At 63.7% G+C, this 21834-nt stretch carries 25 protein-coding genes; 9 read left to right on the forward strand and 16 right to left on the reverse strand.

The features are described from left to right. Window positions 1-220 precede the first annotated feature (220 nt). From flhB to DK368_RS17690, 8 genes are all read right to left on the reverse strand, one after another. The gene (flhB, locus tag DK368_RS17655; protein ID WP_114395296.1) at window positions 221-1300 is read right to left on the reverse strand and encodes a flagellar biosynthesis protein FlhB; all 1080 of its coding nucleotides are present in this window, start codon (window positions 1298-1300) and stop codon (window positions 221-223) included. Window positions 1301-1306: 6 nt separating this feature from the next. Continuing rightward, window positions 1307-2092 (reverse strand): flagellar biosynthetic protein FliR, encoded by a 786-nt coding sequence (locus tag DK368_RS17660; RefSeq protein ID WP_114395297.1) that lies wholly within the window; start codon window positions 2090-2092, stop codon window positions 1307-1309. A gap of 14 nt (window positions 2093-2106) precedes the next feature. Beyond that, complete coding sequence (gene flhA / locus DK368_RS17665) at window positions 2107-4176, reverse strand: flagellar biosynthesis protein FlhA (RefSeq protein WP_114395298.1); 2070 nt, start codon at window positions 4174-4176, stop codon at window positions 2107-2109. 75 nt (window positions 4177-4251) lie between these two features. Then, complete coding sequence (locus DK368_RS17670) at window positions 4252-4920, reverse strand: lysozyme family protein (protein ID WP_114395299.1); 669 nt, start codon at window positions 4918-4920, stop codon at window positions 4252-4254. Next, window positions 4917-5189 (reverse strand): flagellar biosynthesis protein FliQ, encoded by a 273-nt coding sequence (gene fliQ / locus DK368_RS17675; protein ID WP_114395300.1) that lies wholly within the window; start codon window positions 5187-5189, stop codon window positions 4917-4919. The genes DK368_RS17670 and fliQ overlap by 4 nt, the downstream gene beginning before the upstream one ends. 14 nt (window positions 5190-5203) lie before the next feature. Continuing rightward, window positions 5204-5530, reverse strand: a complete 327-nt coding sequence (gene fliE, locus DK368_RS17680; RefSeq protein ID WP_114395301.1) for a flagellar hook-basal body complex protein FliE — start codon at window positions 5528-5530, stop codon at window positions 5204-5206. A 19-nt stretch (window positions 5531-5549) separates the two neighbouring features. Then, window positions 5550-5969, reverse strand: coding sequence for a flagellar basal body rod protein FlgC (gene flgC, locus DK368_RS17685; protein ID WP_193552314.1), 420 nt, complete (start codon window positions 5967-5969; stop codon window positions 5550-5552). 31 nt (window positions 5970-6000) lie between these two features. Further along, window positions 6001-6390 carry a flagellar basal body protein gene (locus DK368_RS17690; protein WP_114395302.1) on the reverse strand — a complete coding sequence of 130 codons (390 nt, stop codon included), beginning with the start codon at window positions 6388-6390 and terminating at the stop codon, window positions 6001-6003. Window positions 6391-6560: 170 nt separating this feature from the next. On the opposite strand from DK368_RS17690, the gene fliI reads away from it, so the two are divergent. After that, the gene (gene fliI / locus DK368_RS17695) at window positions 6561-7967 is read left to right on the forward strand and encodes a flagellar protein export ATPase FliI (protein WP_114395303.1); all 1407 of its coding nucleotides are present in this window, start codon (window positions 6561-6563) and stop codon (window positions 7965-7967) included. 226 nt (window positions 7968-8193) lie between these two features. Here fliI and DK368_RS21480 read toward each other — a convergent pair whose 3' ends face one another. From DK368_RS21480 to DK368_RS21490, 3 genes are all read right to left on the reverse strand, one after another. Then, entirely contained in the window at window positions 8194-8352 is a 159-nt protein-coding gene (locus DK368_RS21480; protein ID WP_155524620.1) for a hypothetical protein, read from the reverse strand. A gap of 334 nt (window positions 8353-8686) precedes the next feature. Next, on the reverse strand, window positions 8687-8845 hold the full coding sequence (locus DK368_RS21485; protein WP_155524621.1) for a hypothetical protein: 159 nt from the start codon (window positions 8843-8845) through the stop codon (window positions 8687-8689). Between the two features lie 335 nt (window positions 8846-9180). Further along, window positions 9181-9339, reverse strand: a complete 159-nt coding sequence (locus DK368_RS21490) for a hypothetical protein (RefSeq protein WP_155524622.1) — start codon at window positions 9337-9339, stop codon at window positions 9181-9183. A 22-nt stretch (window positions 9340-9361) separates the two neighbouring features. Here DK368_RS21490 and DK368_RS17700 point away from each other — a divergent pair, with 22 nt between their 5' ends. Continuing rightward, complete coding sequence (locus DK368_RS17700; RefSeq protein WP_155524623.1) at window positions 9362-9781, forward strand: hypothetical protein; 420 nt, start codon at window positions 9362-9364, stop codon at window positions 9779-9781. Between the two features lie 121 nt (window positions 9782-9902). Here DK368_RS17700 and DK368_RS21495 read toward each other — a convergent pair whose 3' ends face one another. From DK368_RS21495 to DK368_RS22405, 4 genes are all read right to left on the reverse strand, one after another. After that, window positions 9903-10904, reverse strand: a complete 1002-nt coding sequence (locus tag DK368_RS21495; protein WP_155524624.1) for a hypothetical protein — start codon at window positions 10902-10904, stop codon at window positions 9903-9905. Between the two features lie 31 nt (window positions 10905-10935). Next, window positions 10936-12300, reverse strand: a complete 1365-nt coding sequence (locus DK368_RS17705; protein WP_114395305.1) for an MBOAT family O-acyltransferase — start codon at window positions 12298-12300, stop codon at window positions 10936-10938. 12 nt (window positions 12301-12312) lie between these two features. Continuing rightward, complete coding sequence (locus DK368_RS17710; RefSeq protein WP_162306084.1) at window positions 12313-13311, reverse strand: SGNH/GDSL hydrolase family protein; 999 nt, start codon at window positions 13309-13311, stop codon at window positions 12313-12315. A gap of 94 nt (window positions 13312-13405) precedes the next feature. Further along, complete coding sequence (locus DK368_RS22405) at window positions 13406-13558, reverse strand: DUF5989 family protein (RefSeq protein ID WP_420818909.1); 153 nt, start codon at window positions 13556-13558, stop codon at window positions 13406-13408. 140 nt (window positions 13559-13698) lie between these two features. Here DK368_RS22405 and DK368_RS21500 point away from each other — a divergent pair, with 140 nt between their 5' ends. The 7 genes from DK368_RS21500 (at window position 13699) to DK368_RS17735 (ending at window position 19841) form a co-directional block, all read left to right on the forward strand. Then, window positions 13699-14112 carry an SxtJ family membrane protein gene (locus tag DK368_RS21500; protein WP_155524626.1) on the forward strand — a complete coding sequence of 138 codons (414 nt, stop codon included), beginning with the start codon at window positions 13699-13701 and terminating at the stop codon, window positions 14110-14112. Between the two features lie 38 nt (window positions 14113-14150). Then, window positions 14151-16004 (forward strand): carbamoyltransferase family protein, encoded by a 1854-nt coding sequence (locus DK368_RS17715; RefSeq protein ID WP_114395307.1) that lies wholly within the window; start codon window positions 14151-14153, stop codon window positions 16002-16004. 159 nt (window positions 16005-16163) lie between these two features. Beyond that, window positions 16164-16577, forward strand: coding sequence for a DUF350 domain-containing protein (locus DK368_RS17720; protein WP_114395308.1), 414 nt, complete (start codon window positions 16164-16166; stop codon window positions 16575-16577). Window positions 16578-16612: 35 nt separating this feature from the next. Then, window positions 16613-17395 carry a hypothetical protein gene (locus tag DK368_RS21680; RefSeq protein ID WP_162306085.1) on the forward strand — a complete coding sequence of 261 codons (783 nt, stop codon included), beginning with the start codon at window positions 16613-16615 and terminating at the stop codon, window positions 17393-17395. Between the two features lie 73 nt (window positions 17396-17468). After that, window positions 17469-18113: a DUF1190 domain-containing protein gene (locus DK368_RS17725; protein WP_162306086.1), complete on the forward strand. Its 645-nt coding sequence runs from the start codon at window positions 17469-17471 to the stop codon at window positions 18111-18113. Between the two features lie 11 nt (window positions 18114-18124). Further along, entirely contained in the window at window positions 18125-19333 is a 1209-nt protein-coding gene (locus DK368_RS17730) for a glutathionylspermidine synthase family protein (protein ID WP_114395310.1), read from the forward strand. Between the two features lie 4 nt (window positions 19334-19337). Beyond that, a complete protein-coding gene (locus DK368_RS17735; protein ID WP_114395311.1) occupies window positions 19338-19841 on the forward strand; it encodes a helix-turn-helix domain-containing protein in 504 nt (167 codons plus the stop codon). A gap of 57 nt (window positions 19842-19898) precedes the next feature. Here the strand turns inward: DK368_RS17735 and DK368_RS17740 are convergent, their stop codons facing one another. Next, complete coding sequence (locus DK368_RS17740; RefSeq protein WP_162306087.1) at window positions 19899-20966, reverse strand: family 8 glycosyl hydrolase; 1068 nt, start codon at window positions 20964-20966, stop codon at window positions 19899-19901. Window positions 20967-21834: the final 868 nt, after the last annotated feature.

The raw sequence follows: 21834 nt of genomic DNA on the forward strand, positions 1-21834 counted from the left end.
GTGCAGGAGGCCGAGAAGGTCCGAGGGGATCGTCGGCCGTCGCCACCGGCCACGCGCAGGAGGCGCGAGCGGCACGGGACAGCAGAACCCTGCGCTTGGCCCTCCCATCGGCGTGCAGAAAGCGTCGAGAATCGCGGCCCCCACCGGCGCATGGGAACCAGACATCAGGCCTTCGCACGCAGGGGGTGCGGCGGCCCGGCCGGCAGGGACATCCCCGGCCTCAGGCCACGGTGGTCTTGGCCTTCAGGCTCATGACGTAGCTGATCAGCTCGGCCACGGCCACGTAATGCTCCGGCTCGACCTCTTCGCCGATCTCCACGGCCTTGTGCAGGGCGCGGGCCAGCGGCGGGTTTTCCACCACCGGCACCTCATGCTTCTGCGCCACCTCGCGGATGCGCAGCGCCACCAGATCCTGCCCCTTGGCCACGCAGACCGGGGCCGGGGCCTTGCTGAGGTCGTAGCGCAGGGCAACGGCATAGTGGGTGGGGTTGGTGATGACCACGGTGGCCGAGGGCAGTTCGGCGAACATGCGGTTGCGGGCGCGGTCGCGGCGCAGCTGCTTGATCTTGGCCTTGAGATGCGGGTCGCCTTCGGCCTGCCGGAATTCGTCCTTCAGTTCCTGCATGCTCATGCGCTGCTGACGCAGCCAGGAGAGCTGCTGCCAGACCAGATCCAGCACGGCGATCAGCAGGCTGGCCACCAGCACCGCCAACAGCAGACGCAGCGTCACATCGGACAGCAACCCCGGCAGGGCCGCGGCATCCACCAGCGACATGGCCTCGGCGCGCTTGATTTCCGGCCGCACCACCAGGAAGAAGGCCACACCGATGGTGGTGACCTTGGCCAGCCCCTTGAGGAACTCCACCAGATTGCGCAGCGACACCAGCCGGTTGAAGCCGGCCATCGGCGACAGCCGTTCCAGCTTCGGCCGGATGCGCTCGGACGAGACCACGATGCTGCCCTGCCCCAGGGCTCCCAGCACGCCGGCAGCCAGCAGGATGACGACACCGGGGATCAGGGCCAGGCCGGCACCGCCGGCCACATAGGCGATGACGTTGAACGCATCGGCCGGGCTGGCCAGCACGATGTCGGCGGGGTTCTCGACCAGCGGCAGGAACCCGTCCATCAAGGCCCGTCCCACCGACGGCCCGACACCGCCGGCCAGGATGACGCCGGCCAGCACCACAAGCATGGAGCCCACATCGCGGCTGATGGGAACATCGCCGCGCTTACGGGCCTCGTCGAGTTTTCGTTGGGTCGGTTCTTCGGTCTTCTGGCTGTCGTCACCGCGCTCGCTCATGGGGGATCAGCCTCCGAACCGGTGCAGCCAGTCGCCGAACCCGGCGAGGAAGGTGGTCGCAACGACACCGATGGTCAGCGCGACCACGACCAGCCCGCCCAGGATCGACACCGGCAGGCCGATGAAATAGACGGCGAATTGCGGCATGGCGCGGTTCACCAGCCCGATGCCCACATTGTAGACGAAGCCCAGAACCAGGAACGGACCGGAGAACTGCACCGCCATGCGGAAGGCGGTGGACACGGTCTCGACCGTCAGCTTGGCCAGCATGCCCATGGACGGCAGCACCGCCGGCGGCATCAGCCGGTAGCTCTCCACCAGCGCCGTGATCATGGCCAGATGCAGGTCGGTGACAAAGATCAGCACCAGCCCGCCCAGCATGAGATAGCTGCCGAGGACGGAGCCCGCCTCGAACCCCAGGCCCGGCTGGGCGAAGATGCTGGACAGGCCGACGGTCTGGGAGATCAGCTGCCCCGCCATCTGCAGCGCCCCGAAGATGATGCGCGCCCCGACGCCCAGCACGGCCCCGGCCATCAGCTCGCCGAACAGCTGGCGCAGCAGGTCCGACGGCGCATCCGGCGGCACGGCGGGCAGGCCGGGCACGATGGCCGACAGGGCCAGCGACACGGCGATGGCGGCCGCCATGCGCGCCCGCAGGGGCACCGCCATCTCGCCGAAGCCGGGCAGCATCGACAGGGCCGCACCGACGCGGACCAGAACCAGCAGGAAACCATAGATCTCTGCCGTCAGCAGCTGGGTCAGGGGCAGCGACAGGGGCATGGACGGGAGCATGGGCGGCGCCCGCGTCAGATCTGGTCGATGGTGGTGACCGGCGCCTTGCGGTGCAGCTCGTTGTGGCAGATCACCGGCGTGGACGGGCTGACCCGTTCCAGCAGCGAGCGCACGAAGGGCCGCGCCGCCGGCGCCACCAGCACCGCCGGCCAATAGTCGGAGGTGGCGTGCGCCTGGATCTTGGCCCGGGCCGCCAGCAGGAAATCCTGCACCGTGGACGGCGGCATGACGAACTGCCGATCCTCGCCCTCCTCGATGATGTTGTCCAGGAACACCTGTTCCCATTCGGGGCTGACGACGATGACGGGTATGAAGCCGTCCGGCGTAGTCAGAGCCTGGCAGATCTGCAGCGCCAGGCGCGAGCGCACATGCTCGGTCATCAGGGTGATGTTGCGGGTCCAGGCCGCCGCCTCGGAGATGCCTTCCAGGATCAGGGGCAGATTGCGGATGGAGACACGCTCGGCCAGCAGCCCCTGCAGCACGCGCTGCACCACCGACAGGCTGACCTGTCCGGGGATCAGATCGGCCACCAGCTTCTGATGCTCGCGGTCCAGCTCGTCCAGCAGCCGCTTGGTGGCAGCATAGGACAGCAGCGTCGGCATATGCTCCTTGATGATCTCGGCCAGATGGGTGGTGATGACGCTGTCGGGATCGACGACGGTGAAGCCCTTCAGCTCCGCCTCCTCCGACAGGCCCGGCTCGATCCAGCGGGCCGGCAGGCCGAAGGTGGGCTCACGCGTGTCGCTGCCAGGCACGTCGATGCCCTCGTTGCGGGGGTCGATGGCCAGCATCTTGCGCACCTGCACCTCGCCCTTGGCGATCAGCACGCCCTGGATGGAGATCTCGTAGGCGTTCAGCGACACCGAGGCGCTGTCGCGCAGGCGTACCGACGGCAGCAGGAAGCCGTAATCGGTGGCGAAGCGCTTGCGCAGCCGGCGGACCTTGGCCGACAGGCCGGTGGCCGGATCGATGATCATCGACACCAGCCCGTTGCCCAGCTCCACCCGGATATCGTCCACCCGCAGCATGTCGGCCACCGGCTCCTCGGCCGTAGGCGCCTTGGCCGCCATCAGCTCGTCATGGCGCTTCTGCTCCTCCTGCTTGCGGGCGAAGCGGGGCAGGTACCAGGCCATGCCGCCGGTGGCGGCGCCCAGCAGCAGGAAGGGCGCCATCGGCAGGCCGGGCACCAGGGACAGGAACACCATCAGGCCCGAGGCGACACCCAACGCCTTGGGATAGCCGCCCAGCTGGTTCAGCAACGCCTCGTCGATGGAGCCGCGGTTACCGCCCTTGGACACCAGGATGCCGGCCGCCAGACTGACGATCAGGGCCGGGATCTGGGTCACCAGACCGTCACCGACGGTCAGGATGGTGTAGGTCTTGGCGGCCTCGCTGAAGGCCAGATCATGCTGGGCCACGCCGATCAGCAACCCGCCCAGCACATTGATGGCGGTGATGATGAGACCCGCCACGGCATCGCCGCGCACGAACTTGCTGGCACCGTCCATGGCGCCGAAGAACTGGCTTTCCTGTTCCAGCTCGGAGCGCCGCTTGCGCGCCTCCGTCTCGTCGATCAGGCCGGCCGACAGGTCGGCGTCGATGGCCATCTGCTTGCCCGGCATGGCGTCCAGGGCGAAGCGGGCGCCCACCTCGGCGATGCGGCTGGCACCCTTGGTGATGACGATGAAGTTCACAATGACGAGGATGGCGAAGACAATGAGGCCGATGACGAAATTGCCGCCCATGACGAAGTCGGCGAAACCCATGATGACATGGCCGGCGGCATCGGTGCCGGTATGCCCCTGGCTGAGGATCAGGCGGGTGGAGGCGAGATTGAGCGCCAGCCGCAGCAGCGTGGCGATCAGCAGCACCGTGGGAAAGCTGGAGAAATCCAGCGGCCGGTTGATCCACAGCCCCACCATCAGGATCAGCACGCTGATGGCCATGGACAGGGCCAGCCCCATATCCAGCATCCAGCCGGGCACCGGCAGGATCAGGACGGCCAGCACGAAGATCAGACCAAGGGCGAACAGGACGTCGCGATGACGCAGGCCGATCGGCAGGGCGGTGGTTGCGGCGGACATCGAGGCTCGGCTCTCCGGAATTCGTCGGTCGAGCCTACGCATCCCCGGTAAAACTGGCGTTCAAGCCGGGACGCGTCAGCCCAGGGGGCGCACGACCTGCATGGTGGGCGGCAGCCGCCAGCCCTCGGCGGCGATGCTGGTCGGCCGGCGCTTGCGCGGCGGCGGCGCATCGGCCAGATCGTTCCGGCGCAGCATGACCAGGCGCAGATTGGCCGCCACCCGGTCGAAATAGGCGTCGCCCTTGTCCGGCGTGCGCGAGTGGTAGAATTTTACCGACCGTGACCAGTTGCGCAGGTCGCCATGGAAGTCCTTCAGCATGGCAGCGGCATAGGCCACATTGGCCGCGGGATCGAAGGCCGTTTCCAGATCGGGAAAGGCGCGGGGGTGCCAATGCAGATTGACCTGCATGCACCCCACATCAATGGAACGCACCCCGCGCTTGCGCAAGGCCTGCACATGGGCGATGGCGCTCTGCTTGTCGGCGAAGTAGCGCCCCTGCCCCTCGGCATTGACGGTCCAGGGCCAGACGGTCAGACGCCCCTCCAGATCACGGCCGGACTCGGTGACGCCGACGGCCATCAGCAGGCGGCCCGGCATGCGGTGGTCCTTCTCCGCCGTGCGGATGGCGGCCAGACAGGCGGTCATCGGGCCACCGGCAGGCTCATCCGCCCGCACCGGTCCGGGGAGACCGACGGACAGCAGCGCCAAGGCCGGAGCCAGCGCCCAGGCCAGCGCCCGTCTCATGGCCCGACCGGTCCGCCGATATGGCTGACGATCTGCTCCATGTAGTTGGACAGAACATGGAACATGAAGGGCAGCGCGATGACGATGCTGACCATGATCAGGGCGATCTTCGGCACGAAGCTCAACGTCGCTTCCTGGATCTGCGTCAGGGCCTGCAACAGCGAGATGCCGAAGCCGACCACCAGGGCCACCATCAGGGGCGGCGCGGAGGCCCAGATCACGGCCCAGATGCCGCTCCGCAGAAGATCCAGCACATCGGCCTGGTTCATCGCGCCCGTTCCCGTCAGATCGGCATGCGCATGATGTCGAGATAAGCGTTCACCAGCTTGTCACGCACCGACACCACGGCCTGGACGGTCAGCTCGGCCGACATGGTGGCCTGCACCACCTCCTGCACGCTGGCCTTGCCCTGCAGACCGGCGGCGGACATGCGCTCACCCTCGCGCACCGTGTTGACGGCCGACTTGACGGCGTCGGTGACGAGATCGGGGAAGCTGCCGCGGGCCGGCACGGCCCCGGACAGCGGCGTGGACTCGGCCGGCCCGGCGAGGCCGGGCATCTTGCCGGCGGCATAGGCACTGGCAACACCCGAAGCGGGAACGACGACCATGGTGATTTTCCTTCCCGGCTCAGCCGCGCAGCATGTCGATGGTGCGGCCCAGCATGCCGCGGGCCTGCTGCATCACATTGAGATTGGCATCGTAGGACCGGCCGGCCTCGCGCATGTCCATGCTCTCGACCAGCGTGTTGACGTTGGGGAGCTTGACATAGCCGCGCTCGTCCGCGCCCGGATGGCCGGGATTGTATTCCAGGCGGAAATCGCTCTGGTCGCGGCCGATGCGCTTGACCTCGACCGTATCCGACTTCAGCGCCCGGTCGAGCACGCTGGCGAAGACCACGGTCTTGCGGCGGTACGGATCGCCGCCCGGCGTCTCCGACGTGGAATTGGCGTTGGCCATGTTCTCCGCCACCACCCGCAGGCGCGTGGACTGGGCCTTCATGCCCGAGGCGGCGATGCCGAAGGAGACGGCGAGACTGTCGATGGACATGGAGCAGATCCCCTGGACGGCGGCGATGCGATCAGCGGCTGGTGAAGGCCTGACGCAGCATCGCCACGTTCTTCTGGAACAGGTTGGTGGCCAGATCGTAGGCCTGCCGGACCTCGGCCGACTTCATCATCTGTTCTTCCAGCACCACGCCGTTGCCGTCGGGCGCTGTCTCGTACACCGGGGCGCGGCGGTCCTCGCGGAAGGCCGCGGCCTCGCGCAGGGGCGACAGATGCCCGGAATCGGTGCGGACCTGGCTGACCTGACCCAGGGTGGCCTGGAAGTCGAACGGCTTCAGGTCCTTGGCCCGGAAGCCCGGCGTGTCGGCATTGGCGATGTTCTCGGCAATGGTCCTGTGGCGCGCGGACAGATAATCCATGCGCTGGCTGGCCAGCTTGAACAGGCCGATGGATGAAAGGTCCATCAGGTCCCCTCCTGGGTGCGGTCGGTCGAGGCGGATGGTTCCACGCCGGTTTTAAAGCGGCGTTTAAGGCAGGAGCGGCAGTCCCGCGGCTTTAATCGGCTTTAAACGGCCCCGCCCACGATACGCCCCGACATTTCCTTCCCGGACATGCCAGCAAAGGGACATGCGCCATGACCATCCTGGCCGGACTTTTGGCCGATATTCAGCAGATGCAGGGACCGCGCTTCCACGGCCAGGTCGTCACCTGCTCGGGACTGGCGCTGGAGGTCGAAGGTCTGGAGCGGCGCCTGTCCGTGGGCGATGGCTGCCGGGCCATGGCCCGGGACGGCCGCGCCGTCCCGTGTGAAGTGGTGGGATTCCGCCAGGGCCGGGCCGTGCTGCTACCCTTCGCTCCGCTGGACGGCATCGGACTCGGCGCCCAGGTCGAGGCCGGCACCGCCATGGGGCTGGTGCGGCCCGACCAGTCCTGGCTGGGCCGGGTGATCGATGCCTTCGGCCGGCCCGTGGACGGCAAGGGTCCCATCGGCCGCGGCGACGCCAACCGCCCGCTGCGGGCAGCCCCGCCACCGGCCTTCGAGCGCCGGCGCATGGGCGCCCGGCTGGAAACCGGCATCCGCGTGCTGGACAGCTTCATCCCGCTCTGCCGCGGACAGCGCCTGGGCATCTTCGCCGGCTCCGGCGTCGGTAAATCGACACTGCTGGCCATGCTGGCCCGGTCCAGCGCCGCCGATGTCAATGTCATCGGCCTGATCGGCGAGCGCGGGCGCGAGGTGCAGGAATTCATCCAGGACGATCTGGGGCCGGAGGGTCTGGCCCGCAGCGTCGTCATCGTCGCCACCGGCGACGAGCCGGCGCTGGCCCGGCGCCAGGCCGCCTATCTGACCATGGCCGTGGCCGAATATTTCCGCGATGGCGACCAGGACGTGCTCTGCCTGATGGACAGCGTCACCCGCTTCGCCATGGCCCAGCGCGAGGTCGGCCTGTCGGCCGGCGAGCCGCCGACCACCAAGGGCTATCCGCCCAGCGTCTTCGCCGAGCTGCCGCGCCTGCTGGAGCGGGCCGGGCCGGGCACGGCGAGCACGGGCGATATCACCGCTGTGTTCACCGTGCTGGTGGAGGGCGGCGACCATGACGAGCCGGTGGCCGACGCTGTCCGCGGCATCCTGGACGGCCATGTGGTCATGGACCGCAAGATCGCCGAACGCGGCCGCTATCCCGCCATCGATGTGCTGAAGAGCGTGTCCCGCGCCCTGCCTGCCTGCCACGCGGACAGCGAGAACCGGACCATCACCGCTGTGCGCACCCTGCTCTCGCGCTACGAGGCCATGGAGGAGATGATCCGGCTGGGCGCCTATCGCGCCGGCAGCGACCAGGAGGTGGACCGGGCCATCAAGGCCTATGGTCCCTTGCAGGATTTCCTGCGCCAGCAGAAGGGCGAGTCCACGCCGCCCGCCGATTCCTTCGGCGCGCTGGACGGCATCCTGGCCCAGGTGGAACCGCCGCCCGCCCCCGCCGAACCGCCACCGGACGCCCCGGCCAAGGGCCGCGCCCTGACCCCGGCCCGCCGCACCCGCTGAGGCGGGGTGCGTTGTCTCGCCACGGCGCGCCGGTGTCCTCAATACACCGATCGGGTGGCCGGGGTGTGCATGGCATGGATGAGTGCGGGCACTCGAAAGACGGTGTGTTGGCGAAACGCCTCTGGGGATCGATAAAAGGCGAATGCACCGATCTACACGTTCGGGAAGGGAAATTGACCCTGAAAACCAGTTCTGACCGGACACACGTTGGGGAGCACGTCAACGATCAGCTGCCAAAACTCCCATCATTACCAAAGGCCATGGAGTCGGCGGCGGTTTCGCTGATGTCGATGGCCCGCACAATCGGCGCGCACCACGCCCGACGTTCCGGGGATTTGGTTTCAGCGGCGGGTTCCGCCATCACGGTGTTGCGCTCAGAAGCCATCGTATCGCTCGTGTCTCCCTGAATGATGCGGCACGATCATGGCCACAATCATCATCCGAAAGGTCCGTATACCCACAAAGTTGTTGGTACAGCACTTCCCGTTATGGTCTGGGGGTGGGCAATGCTGGGCGGGAAAGAGCGGCCAGATCGGCGACGGTGTCGCCGCTGACCGGCAGGTCGGAGACCTAGCGGCGACGGGATGCGTCGCCAATCTCCACCGTATCCAAGCCGACCGCTGCCGGCTCGACGCGAGCATTCCGCCGCGGCCCCGCCCGGGTCGAGTTCGCGGCGAAGTGCAACCAGAACGAAGCAGCATCAGCGCCCGTATGGGCGATCAGCTGTTAAAACCCGAATCAGGACCCGGGCTGGAGGTGTCGGCGGCGGTTTCGCTGATGTCGATGGCCCGCACAATCGGCGCGCACCACGCCCGACGCTCCGGGGACTTGGTTTCAGCGACGGGTTCCACCATCACAGTGTTGCGTTCAGAAGCCATGGTATCCCTCGTATTTCCCTGAATGATGGATCACGGTCGCGTTCACATTGATCATCATCCAAAAGATCTGTCTACCCACAAAAGCTATTGTTACAGGAGTTCCTGTTATGGTCTGTGGGTGGCGATGCAGAGCGGGAAAGAACGGCCAGATCGGCGACGGCGTCGCGGCTGACCGGCAGGTCAGTGACCTGGACGCGACGGGATGGGTCGCCAATCTCCACCGGACCCAACCCGACCGCTGCAGGCTCAACGCTGTCTTCCACCGCGGCCCCGCTCTTACCGAGCCCGGGTCAAAATGCAACCAGAAGAAGCAGCGTCAGCGCCCGTATGGACGATCAGCTGCCAAAAGACCCATCAGACCCGCCGGTTAGGGTGTCGCCGGCGGTTTCGCTGATGTCGATGGAGCGCATGATCGGCGCGCACCACGCCCGACGCTCCGGAGACTTGGTTTCAGCGGCAGGTTCCGCCATCACGGTATTGCACTCAGCAGCCATGGTATCCCCCGTATTTCCCTGAATGATGCGGCACGGTTGTGACAACATTGGTCATTATACGAAAGTTTCGTCTATCCACAAAGTTATTGTTACGGCGCATCTCATTATGGCCTGGGGGGCAATGCGGGGCGGGAAGAACGGCCAGATCGGCAACGGTGTCACAGCTGACCGGCAGGTGGTGACCTTGCCATCGGACTTGGTGATCTCGATTTCCGGCCAATTGACGGTCATCCGCATCGGTGCCGCCGCGCAATGGCACGTCGCCGATCCAGCGATACCGGTGGATGCGCTTGTCGGCGCCATGCCCGACGGTCTCGCTCGGACTGTCGAGGTCGACGCCGGTCAGATACCCCGCCAGGGTCTTGTCGCTTACCTGTTGCAGACCAGGAGAATGCTGCCATTCGCCGCCTGGATCGCAGCACACGGGAGCGGTCGCGCATAGCGGCCGTCACCGAGATCGCCCGACGACAGGCATCGGCCTCCTCCCAGCCCTCCGGATCAGCCTGCAACACCAATCATTGAGTGCCGCACATCATGCCCACGAACTTTAGAGACCCGAGCAACTATTTCCCGACACCGTAAGAATCGACCAATGGCCCCAAAAGATCAGCCAAGGCTTTATGGGCATCCGGCGAGAAGTGAGACCATGCATCAATGAAGGGTGTTTCGACCGTATCAAATGCATCGGACATATCAATGATCCGTGGATCCTGCCTCTCGACAATCAGGTGCCGAAGAGAATCGTAAGCGGGACGGAGCACCTCATATCGTGAGCGGATCACAGGATTGTTAAGGCCCTGCTCCGCTGTCAACGGGCGGCTGAAGTCAGTTGGCGCAATGACGATACGGACTGGAAGGTGCAGACTATCGGCTGTAGCCAGCATCGCCGACATCTCGCCATATATGGCCTGTGCAAGTGCGTTTGCCCGCTCTGGCTGTGCGCATGTGGCAAGAGCAGTTGTTTCCGTCTTCTCTGTGAGCTTTCTTCCAAAGGCAGCAAAGAGGCGCCCCAGCGCCAATTCATGCATTTTTTCCGGTCCCGGATCTCGCACCAAACATCTATCGCCGATTTCCAACAATCCCGTAACAACCAAAACCTGATCTATCGCAACACCCTTGTTATGCAAAAAAGAAAGCCGAATGCGATTACCGATAAGCGTCTCTCCCGGGGCTGCATAATTCATCACCTCCCAACCAGGATGATCCTGTTCGAGCAGCGTTGACACGACTTGTTTGTCCTGTACATGCATCCCGAACGCCTGTGACGCCCCAAGCATGAGAATGCGCCGTTGTGCCGGAAGAGCGTCGGCAGCGCGAGGCGCACGCCGACCATCGCCGGCAATTGTGAAGTCGGGGAACGCGATCGGTTTGGGCGTTCTGCCGATACCGGGATCCTGGGCCATATTTACGATGACAGATCTTGCCAACTCAGGTCGTTTTGCTCGTAAATCGGCAACAGAATCTCGAACCCACCGTTGGGTGAATAAAAGGCCATCGACGATCCCATTCAGTAATGCCAGCAGGATCACGGTCTTCAGCAAAAAGTCCAAGGCTTTGGCGATCATTGCAGGCCTTCCGAATCAGAGGCTATAAGGATCAAAAATCAAAATAATAAAAAGACGCAGGCTGGCTGGATGCCACGAGAGAGCAGGTCACAGTAACCACCATGCAAATCGGCGCACCGATCCAGGCTGGAATTACGTTTGCCATGCTGGTGATCCTGTCGCGGGTGTCAAGTCCGTGTAGCGCCAATGCCGTCACGCAAAGCCCACACAACATGGGCCAGCCCGCAGGCGCGACGCCCCAACCATTGGCGCCAAAGAAGGCAAGCACCATGTCGCCGGCAACGCCCATTGTCGGCGCGCGGAACATGGTCGCCGTCAACGCGAAAAATGTACAAGTATAAAGAACCCCGGATAATCGAAGCCATAAGCGACCCTTTTGGGTCAATCGACTGAAGCCGGTCCAATGTTCGACGACCAGGGCTGCACCGTGAGCAGCCCCCCACAGAACGAAATGCCAAGCGGCACCGTGCCATATTCCGGATACGACCATGGTCAGGAAGATCGCCAGTCTGGGTACGCTTCCACGAAACCGGCGGAACAGCGGCACGAAGACATAATCCCGCAACCATAATGTCAACGTGATGTGCCAGCGTCGCCAGAGTTCGGTCAGCGACGTTGCCAGATACGGTGAACGGAAATTTTCCGGAAAGTTAACGCCGAACAACATTGCCAATGCGATTGCCATGTCAGAATAGGCGCTGAAATCGCAATATATCTGTACCATGAATGCCAAAACGGCCAGCATGGCTTCGCCAGCACCCAGCATATCAACCCGCAAATACGCAGAATCGACATAAACTGCCAGAGGGTCCGCGATGACGACTTTCTTCACCACCCCAGCCGTGAATAGATAAAGTGCCGACATCACGGCCGCGCAATTTATGCGCATCCCTGGCAACTGCGGGAACATCTGATGGCCGCGTAGGATCGGGCCCGCAATCAGATGCGGAAAGAAAGTCACATAAACAGAAATGGCGAGGAGCGACGGCGGCGGCTCCGTCTTGTCGCGGCGCGAATCAAGGATCAGGCTGACAATAGTGAAAGTAACAAATGAAACACCTAATGGCAATGTCCAGGGAGGCAATGTCCATTCAGTGCCAATCAATCCGTCGAGTACAGATAAGAGAAAATGCGTGTATTTAAATCCTGCCAGCGGCAGAAGCACGGCAATGATGATAGCAGGCAGCGTCCTCGGCCATCGCCGGACAATCCTGATACCGGCCCACGCCATCAGCACGAACATCACAATCAGCAACGCGTAGGGCGGATACCACCAAGCATAAAAGAATAGACTGGCAAGCGTCGTCCAGCCAAGACGAACACTTCCTTTGGTGATCGCAAAAACAGTCGCGAAAGCAGCAAGAAAAATAAAAAATTCATAATGATGGAACAGCATCAGCCGAAATCCTCAATTTGCATCAGACGACAGCATATAGAGGATTTTTTCAGAAATTGGCTTCTGCATTTTCGCAAAAGCAGCACCATTCAGATGGATATCATAACTTGATACCCAGTATTTTTGGGCCGGCTCGCCCTTAAACAACGGGAAGAGATCAATGAAATTCCATCCATATCCTTCAGTGCGCCGCTGAATGATCTCGGTTGCAAAATCATATGGATAATTGATGAAGTCGTTTGTTTCGGGCATCATGGCAAACAGAACCTTGTAATCGCCTTTCGAGCGATCATCCGCGATGCTTCTGAACGCGCGATCCAGAGAGGCGGTCATTTCTTGTCCAGTCCAGTGCCGACGGTAATAGGTTGTGAGATCCTCACGACCGCTGACCCCGCCAGCGACCTGACTGATAAAAGACGATGCCAAGGCTGCCAACTGGCTGTTGCGCACCAACAGGGAGGCGCGCCCCTCTTGTTGAGGATCGGTCGCACGCATTGTCGGCAGGACAACAAGCAGATCTGGGGACAGTTGAGCGTTCAGATCATGCCACCGGGCGGCAAGTTGCTCGAGATTCATGTTGCCAATGCCAGCATTCAGAACGGCGAAATCCGCCCCCAGCCGCTCCTGCAGCTGGCCAGCCAATGTCTCGGACTCTGGCACCCCCCAGCCAAAGGTCAGTGAATCGCCCAGCAACACAATAACCTTCTTGCCCTTCAGCATTCCCATATCCACATCCGGGCCACGCAATCCGAGATTGTTGATGCGGACATGGACATGCTGGAGATCGGCCGCGGTTCCCGGGCGATGCTCATGCCCGGGCAGCCGCGCGGGCGTCGCCCGCTGCAGAAGATTGGCATAACGCCACATTTCAATAACGTAATGATCTTGGGACGATGTGGCGATCCGAACCAGCATCTCCCCGGCCGCGAATGCGAAAACAAGACTGAGGAGCAGCTTTGCCACCCGAATTCCAAGAGAGGCAGCCATAGACCCGGCATTGCCCGAAGACATGATTAACATTCCCTTTCGCACGAAGGCGCTCTTATACACTTCGTACTGTCACATGGAGTTATAATTTTGTCTTCTATTCGCGCCGAAGCAGGACTCAGAAAATTGTATATATGAAAGGCGCCCACGCGGTGCCCTGGCTAATGCCAATCAGAAAAGATGCGATAAGAAGAACGACAATCGCCGGTATGAATATAATTCGGGTCTTCTTGCTGAACAAAAACCTGAAAATTTCAAAAATTGTATCCATCTTCCTCTCGCAATTTTATTTCCCGATTTTGCTTCCGTTGCGATCTTATGTGTCTATGCCTTCAGCTTTGTGTTTACAAGAATTCCCGATTTGGTTCAAGATAAAATCGCTGTCTGCCTGGAGTGCGTGGGGGAAATGGGATGATTGATCCGATGCCGATGCGACCGAAGGTGACGATGGGGTCTAATCGGTCGTTTGGACTGGTTTTCACGATTTTCTTCACTGTTATCGGGCTTTGGCCCCTGTCCGGTGGTAATCAGCCTAAATGGTCTGCGCTTTTCTTGGCTGCCGTCATATTGGCTCTGGCCCTTTTGATTCCCCGCATCCTCTACTGGCCCAATCGCGTCTGGTTCCTGTTTGGCACCCTTCTCCATCGTGTCATGTCACCGGTGACCATAGGCATCGTATATGTTTTTTCGGTGCTGCCACTGGGTATCCTTTTTGGTTTGCTGCGCAAGGATCCGCTTCGGCTGCGTTGGGATGCCAAGGCTGACAGCTATTGGGTTCCCCGAAATCCGCCATCGGCTTATGGCTCCATGCGGGATCAATTCTGACAATTCAACGCGCTTGTGAGAATAAGAGGCAACATATCGTGCGGATATTGGGGATTTCAGCTTTTTACCATGATAGCGCGGCCGCATTGATCGAAGATGGACGGGTGGTAGCTGCGGCACAGGAGGAGCGGTTTACACGCATTCGGCACGACGCCGCCTATCCCGCCCGTGCCATTGATTATTGCTTGGCCGAGGCGGGATGCCCGCTGGCGGCGATTGATCATGTTGTGTTTTTTGATAAGCCTTTTCTGAAGTTCGAGAGGCTGTTCGTCACGGCCGTTGCCACAGCACCGCGCGGCTTTGAAATGTTTCGCACCGCAATGCCGGTGTGGTTGAAGGAAAAGTTGTTCCAGAAAGACGGGCTTCGCCGCGAGCTTGCCGCGTGCGAACCGGGCATTGACTGGGCATCGCGCCTGCTTTTCGCCGAGCATCACCAAAGCCATGCCGCCGCCGCCTTCTACCCATCACCGTTTGAAGAAGCAGCGATACTGACATTGGACGGGGTCGGGGAATGGGCCACCACGTCGATCGCCATTGGTCGGGGCAATCGGATCAAACCGCTTAACGAGATCCATTTTCCCCATTCGCTGGGCCTGCTTTACTCGGCGGTGACCTATCATCTGGGGTTCAAGGTCAATTCCGGGGAATACAAGGTTATGGGCCTGGCCCCCTATGGGGAGCCCCGGTTCAAGAATTTGCTTATGGAGAAGGTCATTGATGTGAAGGCGGATGGCTCCTTCCGCCTCGACATGTCCTATTTCAGCTATTGCACCGGTCTACGCATGACCAACGCCAAGTTCGACGCGCTTTTCGGGCGGGCTCCCCGATTGGGACGCGACGAACCCCTGCAGGCATTCCATATGGACCTGGCCGCCAGCGTGCAGGCGGTGACCGAGGAGGTGGTGCTGCGCCTGACCCGGTCGCTGGCCCGGCAGACGGGCCTGCCCAACCTGTGTCTGGCCGGTGGTGTGGCCTTGAACTGCGTCGCAAACGGCAAGGTGTTACGCGATGGTGCCTTCCGGAATGTCTGGGTGCAGCCGGCCGCCGGTGATGCCGGCGGCGCGCTTGGCGCAGCCCTGGCCGGTTGGCACCACCATCTTGACCGGCCCCGGATCGTCGATGCGTCGGGGCAGGACGGGATGTCCGGCGCCTATCTGGGACCGGCTTTCGACGATGAGGCGTGTGCCAGGCGACTGACCGTTGCGGGCGCCCGGTTCGAGCGGGCGGGTGACGAAGCCGGGCTGATGGCCCGTACTGCCGATGCATTGGCCGAGGGGCAGGCGGTTGGCTGGTTCCAGGGACGGATGGAGTTTGGACCCCGCGCCTTGGGCAACCGGTCGATTTTGGGCGATCCGCGCTCCCCGACAATGCAGCGTGACCTCAATTTGAAGATCAAATTCCGAGAGGGCTTCCGTCCCTTTGCTCCGGCGGTACTGCGCGAGGCCGCAGCCGACTGGTTTCAGTTGAAGGAGGACAGTCCCTATATGCTGGTGACCACTCCGGTGCTGGAGCAGCGTCGCCTTGTTCTAACCCCGGAACAAGCGGCACGGCAGGGGTTTGATGCGCTGTCGGTCGCACGCTCGACCGTGCCAGCCGTGACCCATGTGGACTACTCGGCACGGGTCCAGACGGTGGATGAGCGGACCAATCCACGGTTCGCGGCCTTGCTCCGCGCCTTCGAAGCCCGAACCGGCTGTCCGATGGTCATCAATACCAGTTTCAATGTGCGGGGCGAACCCATCGTCCACACACCGGAGGAGGCTTTCGCCTGCTTTATGGGCAGCGGCCTTGATCTCCTGGTGGTTGGGGATTGTATCCTGCGGAAATCCGAGCAGGACCCGGACCAGCTCCGCAAATACAACGATCACAAAACGCGCTTCGCAGCGGATTGATCGATCCGGCATCCCCGATCTGCCTGAACTGCGCCGGGTCAAGGGTCAAACTGAAATCAGCGCTTGTATTTCTCCCTGGGAGAATGATATCTCTTTGGGCGATAAATGGAGTGCCGCCCTTTCGACCGGCGCCGTCGCGCCTTGCCCAGGACCCGCCCCATGCACGCCTATCTCGCCGATTCCGCCGCCAACCTGCCGGCCTATCTGGCCTATCTCGGCACCATGGTCGCCATGCTGTTCGGCTTCGCCTGGATCTATCTGCGGGTGACGCCGTACCATGAGCTGGACCTGATCCGCCGGGGCAACAAAGCCGCGGCCCTGTCCTATATCGGTGCCATCACCGGCTTCGCCATCGCCATGAAGACCGTGGCCGCCGGCACCACGGCGCTGGCCGATCTGGCCATGTGGGGCGTCATTGCCCTGGTGACGCAGCTGGCCGTGTTCTTCTTCGTCTCCCGCCTGCTGCGTGACCTGCGGGAGGGCATCGAGTCCGACCGCGTGTCCTACGGCATCCTGCTGGGCGGCATCTCGCTGGCCACCGGCCTGCTGAATGCCGGCGCCCTGACCTACTGATCCGTCTCCCTGACCCGCAACCCGAGGGAACCGCCATGTTCAAGTTCGTGAAGGCGCTGCTGGGCGCCAATGTGGAAAGCGCCGTCAATGCCGTGGTCGAGGCCGCGGTGGCCGCCAACCCGCAGGCCGCCACCGCCGCGGAGCTGAAGGTGCTGGAGCAGGAGGTGGACAAGGCCGCCGCCACCGTCGCCGACTTCCGCGTCAAGCTGAACCAGGAGAAGAAGGAGGCCGACGCCGCCCGCACCGAGCTGGACCGGCTGATCGCCGCCGGCGAGAATCTGCAGCGCAAACTGGACGCCGCCACCGATCCGGAGCTGAAGGCCGAACTGGATGCCTCGCTGGAGAGTTTCGCCGCCCGGCTGGAGCAGGCCAACGAGCGGCTGGACCGGGAAGACAAGGATGTGGTCCAGGTCGAGGCCATGCTGGCCCAGGCCGAGGACCTGTTCCGCCAGCGCTCCCAGGCCCTGGCCAGCGCCCGCGAGCAGCTGGAGCGCGCGGCCCGCGACATGGCCGCGGCCAAGCTCGACGCCCAGCGGGCGCAGCAGCGGTCGGAGGATGCCGCCCGTCTGGCCGGTCTGCGCCAGGGTGCCACCGGCTCCCGCCTGAACACGGCGCTGGGCGCCATGGAAAAGGCGGCCCAGGATGCCCGCACCCGCGCCGCCGCGATGGACATCAAGGCCGATGCGCTGGGTGAGGTGCGCAGCGCCGCCCAGGGCGACAAGCACATCGCCGCGGCCCTGGCCGAGGTGCAGGGCACGGGCAGCAGCGGCCCGTCCGCCCGCGACCGCATCGCGGCCATCGCCGCCAAGCGCAAGTGACATCAGCGCACAGATGACAATCCGGCGGGGCCGGCCCGGGCCGGCCCCCGACCCCGAGGGGGATGTTCCGACCATGCGCCGTTCCCGCGCCGTCACCACCCTGCTGCTGGCAGGATCCGCCCTGGCCCTGAGCGCCTGCGACGGCGAGCCGCCGCAGCAGGATGTGAAGATCTATTCCTCGCTGGAGGCCTGCACCGCCGAAATGCCGGCGGACACCTGCGAGGCCGCTTTCAAGGAGGCGGAGAAGGAGCACGCGGTCAGCGCGCCACGCTTCGCCAGCCTGGAGCAATGCGAGGGTGAGGCCGGCCCCGGCGCCTGCCAGACCGTGCGGCAGCAGAATGCCGACGGGTCCTTCACCGACATGTTCATGCCGTTCATGGTCGGCTACATGGTGGCCAACGCCCTGGACAATATCGGGGACTCCCGGCGCTACTACAGCCGGCCGCTCTATGCCGACCGCCGCGGCTTCCTGTACAGCGGCGGCAACGAGATCACGCGGATGGGCAATTGCAATCCGCGGGCGGCGGACTGCCGGACCGGCAGCGGCGGGGCCTATTATGCCGGCCGCACCGCCTACAATTGGTCAACCACGGCCCGGGTCAACAGCGACAGCGTCTCCCGCAGCCCGGCGGCCACCAGTTCCAGCCCGTCGAAGTCCCGGGCTTCGGCCGGCTTCGGCCGCACCGGCGGCCGCGCCGGCCTGTCCGCCTCCAGCTGAGGATTTCTGCCATGCAGCGCGTCAGCAACGCCCCCCGCCCCGCCTGGACCAAGCGGGTGGAACAGGAACTGGGATTCACCTTCCACAGCCCGGGCGGCGATCCCTACTGGACCGAGGATGCCCATTACCGCTTCACGGCCGACGAGATCGACACGCTGGAGGCCGCGGCCACCGAGCTGCATAAAATGTGCCTGGAGGCGTGCAAGCATGTGGTGAACAACCGGCTCTATGCCGAGCTGGGCATCCCGCCCCATGTCATTCCCGCCGTCGAGCGCAGCTGGGCCCGGTTCGCCGCCGGCCGGGGCGAGGCCCCGATCTATGGCCGTTTCGATCTGGTCTGGAACGGCACCGGCGCCCCCGTCATGCTGGAATATAATGCCGCCACCCCGACCTCGCTCTATGAGAGTGCCGTGGTGCAATGGCACTGGCTGGAGGAGTTCGCCCCGGATCAGGACCAGTTCAACAGCCTGCACGAGGCGCTGGTGGCCCGCTGGCGGGCCGTGGCTCCGATGCTGGGCACCGGCCGGGTCCATTTCACCGCCCAGCAGAATCCCGAGGACATGGGCACCGCCGACTATATGCGCATCTGCGCCGTGGAGGCGGGGCTGGCCGGCAAGCTGATCGATGTGGCCAGCATCCAGTACGACCAGGCCGACCGCTGCTTCTATGATGCCGATGGCGAGCGGATCTCGGTTCTGTGGAGCCTGTATCCGCATGAATGGTTCATCCTGGACGAGGCCGGCGGGCCGAGCCGGCTGATGGACGCCATCCTGGAGGACCGGATCACCCTGCTGGAGCCGATCTGGAAGATCATGCTGACCAAGGGCATCCTGCCGATCCTGTGGGAGCTGTACCCGCACCACCCGTATCTGCTGAAAGCCAGCTTCCGCGCCGCCGATTTCCGACCGGGGTCAAAGGTCGTGGCCAAGCCGATCTGGGGCCGCGAAGGCGATGGGGTGGAGATCGCCGAGATCGGTGCCGACGGTCGCCCGTCCCGCATTGTGGAGAAGGCGGACCGGTCCTTTGCCGGCGACGAGGGCTGGGTCTATCAGGACTATGTGGACCTGCCGGATTTCGGCGGCGGCAGCATGATCCTGGGCGGCTGGATCATTGGCGACGAGGCCTGCGGCCTGGGCGTGCGCGAGGATCCCAGCAGCCTGATCACCGGCAATGACAGCCGCTATATCCCGCACCTGTTCGAACCGGCGGCTGAGGAATGACGGCATGGAGGTCCTGATCGAACGGTCGGTGCTGCGTGACCTCGGCCGCTTCGGCGTGACGGTGATGCGCGACCTCCATGGCGAGATCACCCGCCGCGGCGTGGCACCGGAGGCCGACGAGGATCCGGACGGCGATCATTGCCGCTGCAGCTACCGCGTCGGCGCCGTCACCCTGGTCGGGACCTACAGCCGCAGCAGCGACAGCCTGCTGCTGGACCGGCTGGTGCATGACACGGTGGTGGATGCGGTGGAGGACCGGCTGCCGCTGGCGTTCCTGGCCCGTCTGGTGGCCGGCGAGCATCCGGTGAAGCTGTGGCGCGAACACCGGCGGATGAAGCAGATGGATCTGGCCCAGGCCGCCGGCATCGGCCAGGGCTATCTCAGCGAGGTCGAGGCCGGGAAGAAGCTGGCCTCCCCCCGCATGCTGGCCCGGCTGGCCGCGGCGCTGGGCGTGGAGCCGGGCGAGCTGACGCCCCCCGGTGACGCCGGAGAAACTCAGGCCCGATGAGCGGGTCGGAGCCGCCCGGGCCGCTGGCCGCGAGCGTCGCGCACAGAGGCGACGGGATCAGGGGAAGCCGGCGGGATTCGTCTGCGCTTTGCCGATGATGGTCGCCAGAAGCGCCAGAAGCGTCAGGCTGGCGGAATAGTAATTGTCCTCTGCCGTGGGCAGGCCGTCGGCGGGCAGATCCAGCGGCGGCCGGTTCGCCGGCAGCAACAGGCTGGCGACAGAGCGGTAACCGTTGCGCTCCTGATAGTCGGACACCTGATCGTTGCTGAGATCGACCCAACCTGGGATCGACTGCGACCACAGGGTCTGGAACGGCGCCGCCAGATCGGCATCAAGCAGGCCGGACCAGGCGAGATACAGAGGCACCCGCACGGCATCATAACCGAACCGCGGCGGGAAACCCGGATCTGGGGCGAGCGAATCGTCATCACCCAGCCTGAGCCAGTCCGGTGGCAGCTGCGACCGACCGAAGCGCGCCCGGCGCACCAGCGACAGCCCCTGCAGGATCAGGGCCTGCCAGTCGGCCGCCCTGTCGCGCTGTGCCGCGCCCTGTTCCAGCTCCACCAACTCGAACAGGGCCGGGAACACATAGTAGGACAGGTTCAGCGTGACGCCGCCATCGCTGCGGAAGCCATCGAGACCCGGCAGCAAGGCCCGGACCTTGCCATTATCCCCCCGGATCACCAGCCGATCGAGCAGTGTCTGCGAGATCCGCAGCGCCGCCTGCCGATACGCCTCCTCCTGCCAGCGCCGGGCCGCCCGCGACAGGGCCCAGGCGGCGAACAGGTCGCCATCGGTGGCATTGTTGCGGTCGGGCACGGGATCGGCCCGGTTGGGCAGCCAGCGCCAGCTCAGCAGCCCGTCCTCCGGGCGCATCAGGTTGGCCCGGCTCCAGGTCCACAACTCATCAAAGGTCTGCCGGTCATCCGCAGCCTCGGCGAAGAGCATGCCCCAGCCCTGCCCTTCGGTATGGCTGACGCCGCCATTACCGGTATCGACGACACGCCCCTCGGCCCGCACGAAACGCCGCCGATAGATCTGCCAGGCCTGCTGGAAGTCCGTGCCGGAGCGGGCATGGCCACGGCCTGCCGCGGCGGCGAACAGCGTGGTCAGGGACAGCATCATCAAAGTCCGACGCGAAATGAAGAAGGACATGTCTCACCACGCTACGCCAGGAAGAGGTATCGAAAACAGACGCTGTGGCAGAGGGATACGACACTCATCCCCGCACGAACAAACTCATTCGCCATTCCGTGCGCACTGGCCGGGGATGGCAGCGACGCCGAATCGATATTCGAGAAAATAATTCATTAATACCATCTTTTGGGTTTAACTTCAAACGAAGCCTAAAAGCCCTTTTATTTACGCACTACACTCTTATCAGAATGCCAGTTATTATCATCTTCAAGCGTATGTTAACCGCTTAAGATCTCCCCGCGCTCATGTCAGCATTGTGAATTAACGCGTTAATTTGCGGGTCGTCACTACGATCAACAACGAGATTCGATGTTTTCTATTGATTTCACCGGCAAACGGATTATACCACGGGATTAAGAACAAAATTATCTAAAATTGATTCCGTCGGACGGTCCCCGCCATGGCGGTGGTCGGCCGACAGGATGCAGACGGGGCCGTTGCCGGTCCATTCCGGTCAGCGTGGGGTCGCAGGCCAGAACAAGCGTCCGGCGGACCGGGAATCTCGGCTGCGGAACCGAACGCGAGTGTGTCAAGGGGGTGGTCATGCAAGCTCTGTCCGATATCGCTCGTCTGATCAGTGCGTCGAGCGTTTCCGGCTTCACCTATCACGAGATTCCGCAGACTGCCCGGAGCGGCCGGGATGACCCACCGGCGCGCCCAGCGGCGGCACCGGTCACGGTTGTCCGTGCTGAGCCGGTGCGCGCACCGGCACCTGGCCCCCTGTGCGCACCGGAGAGCACAGCAGCCCCCCGGACGGACCGGCCGGCACCCGGCGCCGCCGACAGCCGACAGACCT

Origin of the sequence: Oleisolibacter albus, assembly GCF_003336875.1 — a bacterium.
In the GTDB taxonomy this organism is placed as follows: Bacteria; Pseudomonadota; Alphaproteobacteria; order Azospirillales; family Azospirillaceae; genus Niveispirillum; species Niveispirillum album.

What these genes read in the sequence shown, in the direction of transcription:
- DK368_RS21495 (WP_155524624.1), bottom strand. Translation starts at nt 10,904, where the DNA reads ATGATCGCCAAAGCCTTGGACTTTTTGCTGAAGACCGTGATCCTGCTG.
- DK368_RS17735 (WP_114395311.1), top strand. Translation starts at nt 19,338, where the DNA reads ATGGAGGTCCTGATCGAACGGTCGGTGCTGCGTGACCTCGGCCGCTTC.
- DK368_RS17700 (WP_155524623.1), top strand. Translation starts at nt 9,362, where the DNA reads ATGATGCGGCACGGTTGTGACAACATTGGTCATTATACGAAAGTTTCG.
- DK368_RS17710 (WP_162306084.1), bottom strand. Translation starts at nt 13,311, where the DNA reads ATGTCTTCGGGCAATGCCGGGTCTATGGCTGCCTCTCTTGGAATTCGG.
- DK368_RS17705 (WP_114395305.1), bottom strand. Translation starts at nt 12,300, where the DNA reads ATGCTGTTCCATCATTATGAATTTTTTATTTTTCTTGCTGCTTTCGCG.
- fliI (WP_114395303.1), top strand. Translation starts at nt 6,561, where the DNA reads ATGACCATCCTGGCCGGACTTTTGGCCGATATTCAGCAGATGCAGGGA.
- DK368_RS17670 (WP_114395299.1), bottom strand. Translation starts at nt 4,920, where the DNA reads ATGAGACGGGCGCTGGCCTGGGCGCTGGCTCCGGCCTTGGCGCTGCTG.
- DK368_RS17740 (WP_162306087.1), bottom strand. Translation starts at nt 20,966, where the DNA reads ATGATGCTGTCCCTGACCACGCTGTTCGCCGCCGCGGCAGGCCGTGGC.
- DK368_RS21500 (WP_155524626.1), top strand. Translation starts at nt 13,699, where the DNA reads ATGATTGATCCGATGCCGATGCGACCGAAGGTGACGATGGGGTCTAAT.
- DK368_RS21490 (WP_155524622.1), bottom strand. Translation starts at nt 9,339, where the DNA reads ATGGCTGCTGAGTGCAATACCGTGATGGCGGAACCTGCCGCTGAAACC.
- DK368_RS21485 (WP_155524621.1), bottom strand. Translation starts at nt 8,845, where the DNA reads ATGGCTTCTGAACGCAACACTGTGATGGTGGAACCCGTCGCTGAAACC.
- DK368_RS21680 (WP_162306085.1), top strand. Translation starts at nt 16,613, where the DNA reads ATGTTCAAGTTCGTGAAGGCGCTGCTGGGCGCCAATGTGGAAAGCGCC.
- fliE (WP_114395301.1), bottom strand. Translation starts at nt 5,530, where the DNA reads ATGGTCGTCGTTCCCGCTTCGGGTGTTGCCAGTGCCTATGCCGCCGGC.
- flhA (WP_114395298.1), bottom strand. Translation starts at nt 4,176, where the DNA reads ATGTCCGCCGCAACCACCGCCCTGCCGATCGGCCTGCGTCATCGCGAC.
- DK368_RS17730 (WP_114395310.1), top strand. Translation starts at nt 18,125, where the DNA reads ATGCAGCGCGTCAGCAACGCCCCCCGCCCCGCCTGGACCAAGCGGGTG.
- DK368_RS17725 (WP_162306086.1), top strand. Translation starts at nt 17,469, where the DNA reads ATGCGCCGTTCCCGCGCCGTCACCACCCTGCTGCTGGCAGGATCCGCC.
- flhB (WP_114395296.1), bottom strand. Translation starts at nt 1,300, where the DNA reads ATGAGCGAGCGCGGTGACGACAGCCAGAAGACCGAAGAACCGACCCAA.
- DK368_RS21480 (WP_155524620.1), bottom strand. Translation starts at nt 8,352, where the DNA reads ATGGCTTCTGAGCGCAACACCGTGATGGCGGAACCCGCCGCTGAAACC.
- flgC (WP_193552314.1), bottom strand. Translation starts at nt 5,969, where the DNA reads ATGTCCATCGACAGTCTCGCCGTCTCCTTCGGCATCGCCGCCTCGGGC.
- DK368_RS17660 (WP_114395297.1), bottom strand. Translation starts at nt 2,092, where the DNA reads ATGCTCCCGTCCATGCCCCTGTCGCTGCCCCTGACCCAGCTGCTGACG.
- fliQ (WP_114395300.1), bottom strand. Translation starts at nt 5,189, where the DNA reads ATGAACCAGGCCGATGTGCTGGATCTTCTGCGGAGCGGCATCTGGGCC.
- DK368_RS17720 (WP_114395308.1), top strand. Translation starts at nt 16,164, where the DNA reads ATGCACGCCTATCTCGCCGATTCCGCCGCCAACCTGCCGGCCTATCTG.
- DK368_RS22405 (WP_420818909.1), bottom strand. Translation starts at nt 13,558, where the DNA reads ATGGATACAATTTTTGAAATTTTCAGGTTTTTGTTCAGCAAGAAGACC.
- DK368_RS17690 (WP_114395302.1), bottom strand. Translation starts at nt 6,390, where the DNA reads ATGGACCTTTCATCCATCGGCCTGTTCAAGCTGGCCAGCCAGCGCATG.